Origin of the sequence: Allocoleopsis sp. (assembly GCF_036703385.1) — a bacterium.
GTDB lineage: Bacteria > Cyanobacteriota > Cyanobacteriia > Cyanobacteriales > Coleofasciculaceae > Allocoleopsis.
Window position 1 is genome coordinate 1 of sequence record NZ_DATNPA010000673.1, and the last position, 4,138, is coordinate 4,138.

5 protein-coding genes and 1 pseudogene are annotated in these 4,138 nt (G+C 44.5%); all 6 read right to left on the minus strand.

Features of this window, described 5'->3' with window-relative positions; all coding sequences use genetic code 11:
- A pseudogene (locus V6C93_RS31705) lies at positions 1-232 on the minus strand (ATP-binding protein); the annotation flags it as partial.
- Between the two features lie 325 nt (positions 233-557).
- Positions 558-878: a hypothetical protein gene (locus V6C93_RS31710; RefSeq protein ID WP_333480666.1), complete on the minus strand. Its 321-nt coding sequence runs from the start codon at positions 876-878 to the stop codon at positions 558-560.
- Between the two features lie 249 nt (positions 879-1,127).
- A complete protein-coding gene (locus V6C93_RS31715) occupies positions 1,128-2,270 on the minus strand; it encodes an MFS transporter (RefSeq protein WP_333480667.1) in 1,143 nt (380 codons plus the stop codon).
- Positions 2,271-2,376: 106 nt separating this feature from the next.
- Complete coding sequence (locus tag V6C93_RS31720) at positions 2,377-3,000, minus strand: TMEM175 family protein (protein WP_333480668.1); 624 nt, start codon at positions 2,998-3,000, stop codon at positions 2,377-2,379.
- Positions 3,001-3,300: 300 nt separating this feature from the next.
- Complete coding sequence (locus tag V6C93_RS31725; RefSeq protein ID WP_333480669.1) at positions 3,301-3,519, minus strand: hypothetical protein; 219 nt, start codon at positions 3,517-3,519, stop codon at positions 3,301-3,303.
- A gap of 220 nt (positions 3,520-3,739) precedes the next feature.
- Positions 3,740-4,132 carry a hypothetical protein gene (locus tag V6C93_RS31730; RefSeq protein ID WP_333480670.1) on the minus strand — a complete coding sequence of 131 codons (393 nt, stop codon included), beginning with the start codon at positions 4,130-4,132 and terminating at the stop codon, positions 3,740-3,742.
- Between the last annotated feature and the right edge of the window lie 6 nt (positions 4,133-4,138).

The following is a 4,138-nucleotide window of genomic DNA, read 5'->3' on the forward strand; positions in this document are numbered from 1 at the left end:
TAAAAGCTCTAAAAAAACGCTCAAGTGTTTGTTTGTCAACCCCTTCTTTGCAAGCTGATACTCTCACTACTGTACTAGGATCTAGTCCAGTGCGTTCACTTAATTCTTCAAGGGTATACTTGTTTCCAGAATTTTCCTCATACTCCGACCTGAGTCTTGCCTCCTGAAGTTTTTGCCATCCTTCAGGGGTGAGGATAATCCCGCGCTTGCGTCTTGGCTTGTGCAGATTCATTTTGGGAATGTGTTAAAGTCCGGGGTCTTTTCAAAGAGTGCCCAATGCTTTATTACCAAGCTCCTCCTCACAAGCACCGCTATAAGAGCGGTAACATCAGTAGCTCCGGAACCACAGCTAGTTACGGCTGGCAGTATATTACAAAAAGTCCCTGAGGCTGTAAGTACTTAAAATTACAAAAATTCTCTGAGGATGTTGTGAGTACCCCATATTCCGCCCTCTCAAACGGCACAGATGATAACTTTTGTCCCCTCCTTCGGCTCCTGTACCCTCTGTCACCAGCGATACCATCAGCTTGGCTTCGCGTCGTATGGTAGGTAGGCTACTAATCCATCTGCACCCATTCATTGATGAGTTGATACAGAACATAACGCATCTTGACTCGTTTCTGTGTGCAGAGGACTTTGAACTGAAGCTTTAGAGATTTTGGAATGTATCCTTTAACATCTTCATAATCTTCGTCAGACACATCGGCGGGGGATTCTGGAACAGGCGCATCTGCTTGTATCCATTTCTCGATCAGATCCTCCAGAACCTCACTCATCTCCAACTCTTTCTGTACGCAGAGAACCTTGAACTGAAGCTTTAGGGATCTCGGTACAGTTCCCTTGACAACCACAGACTCCTTAGTGTCTCTTTTAGTCACAACACCACGGTAAACAGAACTATCTCTACTAGCACTGTAGTTGTCACGTTGGTCTCTATTCCTAATCAACTGAGGTTTGTTGCCGTTCAGTTTTTCAATTCAGGAGAGTTGTGTCTAGGGAAGATTAGGGAGTTAAGGACGAACTTAAGCTTTTCATCTTTGACATTTCCCTTGCTTTTTACAGAGAGGAACAGGAGTTGTGGAGAACTCGATACACGTTACTTTGGCAAGAGAAGTGAAAGTCGAGGCTTATGCCCTCCACACGAAAATAGCGATCGCCACAACCAGCATCAATAATCCGACAGCGCAAACTCCATGCCATTGCCAAACACTCCAACCATAGGCACCGAAAAAAGACCCTATAGCTCCACCCGCAAAATAGGACATGATGTAAACCGCGTTCAGGCGATTGTGGATTTCTGATGGCAGGCTATAGATGCGTGTCTGGTTAGACACAAGAGTAGCTTGCACACCCAAGTCCAAGAGGATGACCCCGACAATCAAACCCCAGAGCTGGTGTCCAAATAACCAAAACACGAAGAATGACGAAGTTGTAATTGCAATACCTAAGCCCACTGTCAGCCTTGGACTTTTCCTATCTGCCAATCTCCCAACAACAGGCGCAGCCGCAGCACCGACCACACCCACCAAGCCGAACAACCCAGCCACTTCGCTTCCATAGTAATAGGGCGGCGATTCCAGCAAGAAGACAAGAGTACTCCAAAAGGCACTGAAAGCCCCAAACGACATCGCTCCGATTATCGAAGCTTCGCGCAGTATGGGCTGAGAGCGAACTAACCAGAATAATGACTGCATCAATCGCCCGTAAGACATCTTGATCTGAGGCTGACAGTATGGGAGCAACACAGAGGCGCTACAGGCGAGGACAATCATCAGTCCTCCCGCAATCCAATACATCCCTTGCCAACCAAAACGTGCTCCGATAAATCCGCTCACCGTTCGCGCCAAAAGGATGCCGATGAACAAGCCGCTCATCACAGTTCCTACGACTTTTCCTCGCTGTTGAGGTAAGCTGAGTTGAGCGGCAAAGGGAATAATTAGTTGCGCGACAATTGTTGTCATGCCAATCACCAGGCTAGCCACAACCAGCCAGGTAAGGCTTGAGGACACCGCCGCCGCCAAGAGAGCGCAGGCAGTAGCTGCGAGCATGGTAACAATTAACTTCCGCCGTTCCATCAGGTCGCCCAAGGGGACAAACAGGAACATGCCCACGGCATAGCCGATTTGCGTGAACATGGGGATGAAGCCTGCCTGTTGAGCGGATACTTGAAAACTCTGTCCTATCTGTGCAAGTAGCGGTTGGTTGTAGTACAAATTCGCAACGGCAAATGCACAGATAATCGCCATCACCCAAACGGTGTCACGTCTCATAGGGCAGTGATTCTTCATGTTCAGCCGGAACCAATAATCTTGACTATGAGCGTGGTAACGCGGTGTCCAACTTTAAACTTACGTCCTCCTTTACAACTTGAGAGCGCTAATCTGAAGTTGCCCCATTTTTTATTTGGGTTAGCTGCTCATCAATTACCCCAGGGAAAAGATAAAACAGCGGAATGAATATGTAGAGGGCAATGCTCAGTGTCGTGCTAATGAACGCTAAACCAGATGCGGCGAAATATGAAATTGGGTATCCAATACTCCAGATGGTGGCTTTCCGAATCGCTCTGTGATGAATCAAATTTTCACTCAATATGTATTTATGGACAACATAAAACCAAAGGGCATTATAAGCAATTCCAGTGATGGCAAGCGATAGTCCGTAAAATATTACGACAGACCGTAATTCCCCATAACTTCCAATAAGTGCTGTGGAATATGGTATAAATGCTACGCACATCAACAACAGTAAGTTTATGACAAGCGCAGCACGGTCAACACGCTTCAATAAGTGGAAGAGTGCGTGATGATTTAACCAAATAACACCGATGACTATAAAACTGGTAACGTAACTCAAAAGGTGTGGTCCGATGTCAAGCAGTTGCGTCAGTGCTTCTGACGGCGTAGTACGCGATAAATCAGGAAGTTTTATTTCGATAACAAGAAGCGTCATAGCAATTGCAAATATACCATCACTGAACATTTCAAAACGATTTATGCTCATCAATGGTACTGGCTTCGCCTTGTTCTTTCTGTATGACATATTGTTTTTTTTAGTAGTCCTATAAAAGTAAGGGTATGCTGTAATTATCTTCCGAATACGCTAGGTTATAAGTTTCATGAAAGTGTAAATCTTTAGACTTAGATTTCTAGACTTAGCTTTATTGAAATTTGAGTCGTTTATAAATAGATAAGGGAAAACAATATTCGGTAAAAAGCTAAAATAAAAATGTATTGTTAGCTTTTTACCTTGCTAAATATTCTTTCGCATCTAGAAACTTTGATGAACTGTCTGAGAGGATACCTATTTGCCAGATTGTTTAACTAATTCCTTGAGATGGAGGTATGCTTCTTCTGGTGTAAGGGAACCCGATTCGTTTTCGTTAGGAATGTAGAACTCCCAATTATCTGGGAAGTAACGTACAACAAAACTAGGAATAAGCCCCAACTCCATAGCTCTTTTCCCAAGTTGTTCTGCTGTTTCTGATAGGGTGCGTTGAAGGGTGAACTGATGTTCTCCCATATCCTGAATGCTCCTAAGTTAATGGTGTTTTTTATTACTCTTCCTGCGCCGGACTAGAATCTCGAAGTTGTACTTTTAGATAGCTATCTGCTGTTAGTTTTTCAGTGATAGCGGTTATCTTTCCCTTTTGACAGCAAACATTGTTAATCAATTTCATGAACAGAAGTTATGGAGAAATTCTGAGATGCCCTGCTTTCTTCATCGCCTTGGAGTTCTGTCTCTACCGCTGCTGTTGCAACGCAGCTTCTTGAAGCTTTTCATTATGTTCCTTAAACTTTGATTGAGCCGCCTCACTCAAATCCTCAGGCGTCCAATCACAGACATCATCCCATTCAATATTAAGGACTTCAATTTGAGGAAATGCTTCTAGTCGGTGACGAATTTCCCGCTCGAAGTAGAGGAAGTAGAGGCATCCTGGAGAGGTAAAACGAATCCGTAAAGAAACATCCCATCCGTTCTCTTTCGGCTGAACGTTGATATCTCGAATGAGTCCCATATCTACCATTCCGAGTTCCAGACCTCGGGCCATACCACACGGATCGTAGACTTCATTCGCCATACGTTGAACCAGAGCTAGAACATCTTCTTTGGTTTTGAGTGAGTCGTTCATCATTTACCT